This window comes from Aneurinibacillus aneurinilyticus ATCC 12856, from assembly GCF_000466385.1.
Lineage (GTDB): Bacteria > Bacillota > Bacilli > Aneurinibacillales > Aneurinibacillaceae > Aneurinibacillus > Aneurinibacillus aneurinilyticus.
Genome location: NZ_KE952659.1, coordinates 781 through 2,751 on the forward strand (window position 1 = coordinate 781; position 1,971 = coordinate 2,751).

The window sequence follows — 1,971 nt, forward strand, 5'->3', positions numbered from 1 at the left end:
TTTTTCCGAATCTCCTACTTCCAACCACCTGAACCTTTGTTACTACGTCAAGTGAATTTCTATATAGTTATCTCTTCGGTTAATCATATGACTTTTCTTTGACCTGCTGCTAAACTACGCCCTTTGTCTATTCAAGTACTGATGTGCTGTGACATACAAAAAAAGAGCGACTGGAAAAATGTAGGCAACAATAATACCAGCCCATCCCCATCCTATACGCAAGGTTTCAAGATCCTTATAGTTTAGTTTATGAAAAAAGGAGGCGAAGAATAAGCCAAGCAATAAGATGTATATGGGTAACTGCCAATCTTTCTTATTAAAAATTTGCTCCACACTATTGGTTACTGCAAAAGCGTACGGAATAACTGATGTCGAAAAAAAGAAAAGATAGAAAGATAAAAAAACGATTTCAAATCGTTCAAGAAATGGGAACTCAATAGGCTTTACCAGCCTAAGTGTCGTCCATATATATTGGGTAATTCCATCCGGGCTGAAATAAGAAAAGCAGGCAAGGGTAATCAAAAGATAAATAACGAGCGACAAACTATTCGCAATTACAATTCCTTTTGCTGCCATTCGTTTGTTTTTCAAATAAGGATACAAAATAAAGGCCACTTCAAAGCCCAAAAATACCCACACTGTATTTTTTACTGCGTATAGAATAGGAGCTGCACCTTCTTTTATCATGGGTAGTAAAAAAATCCCATGCGCTTGCCCTAACGGTAGTACTAACAATAATGGCATCCAAATTGTAAAGAAAAAAACGAACACCGCATAACGTCCCAGCATCCGAGCCCCGCCACGGATGACCATATAAACGGGAATTATACAGAGAAGGACCAATGAATAACTAGGTGTTTGAGGCAAGAGCACTATCTTAAGAATCAATATTGTAAAATAGAGAAGCACAACAACAGACATAAGGAAATATAGACCCCAGATAATCATGCAAGCTTTTCCTACCCATTTCCCAAAATATCGCGTGAGCACTTGAAGAAAAGTGTCTCCTGGATGCTTGGCCATAATGCCTACAATACATAAGCTTACAGTCATCGTTATAATGGAACCGATGATGACAGAGATCCAGCCATCCGTACCTGCTACTGCTGCGACATCTGAAGGAAGCGTTAGAACATCTTGCCCCATCTGTACCCCGTGAATCGCAAAAATATATTGGGTTAATGTTATACTCTTCTTCTCAGTTGTATTCATCCAGCCACTCTGCTTCGTATTGCAGAAAACAAAGCAGTTATTTCCCCCTTCTCCTAGAGCGCTCCTACATCTGTTAATATGAAAAATTTGCAATTAAAATATACCCAGGATGTGTAATAAATAACAAACCCAGCTATCCATACATGAACTGTAAGCCGAATAATAAACATGTTAAAAAATTTTTCTTGTTCAAGCTACTATTCAGATGTGATCAAAAGCGCTTTTTGCCTCAGCCAGGCAGGACCGCAAAACATCTGAGTAAACACGGGGAGGGAGACGAAAAGCCTTGTGAAACAATATATGGGCAAACGAAAATCTGGCATAATCGCCAGGTTTCAACTCACTCATTTTTCATTTATTATTTGCATGTTCGGATGAAAAAGAAAAGCAGCCCATCTGGTTTAGATGGGCTGTTTTAGTTTGCATTTTGTAAATTATAGGATGACTTTTCCTATATACAGATCTTATGCCAACGAAGTTGTCAATAAGTCGCAAAATAAATTCCAGTTATCAGGAACTGTGTGCAGCAAAATTGGCTCTTTTAGTTACAGATGGCACTTGGTAGCAACGACGCTGGATAACGTTCTTTGAACGCTTGTCAGAGCAATAGCATGAAATATATGGAGATCACCCTGTGGACTAGAGTAGCTACCCTGTCACGGTTGCAATTTGAGTTGTAGTCAGTTGCCATAGAAAAACCCGGCATAATCGCCGAGTTTTTCAACGTATTAATTACATGCACACGCGATAATGACCAAG

Annotated in this window: 1 protein-coding gene; it reads right to left on the minus strand. The window is 39.0% G+C overall.

Annotated features, from left to right (window positions below):
* Positions 1–114: 114 nt before the first annotated feature.
* On the minus strand, positions 115–1,212 hold the full coding sequence (locus HMPREF0083_RS00775; protein ID WP_021618994.1) for a GerAB/ArcD/ProY family transporter: 1,098 nt from the start codon (positions 1,210–1,212) through the stop codon (positions 115–117).
* Positions 1,213–1,971: the final 759 nt, after the last annotated feature.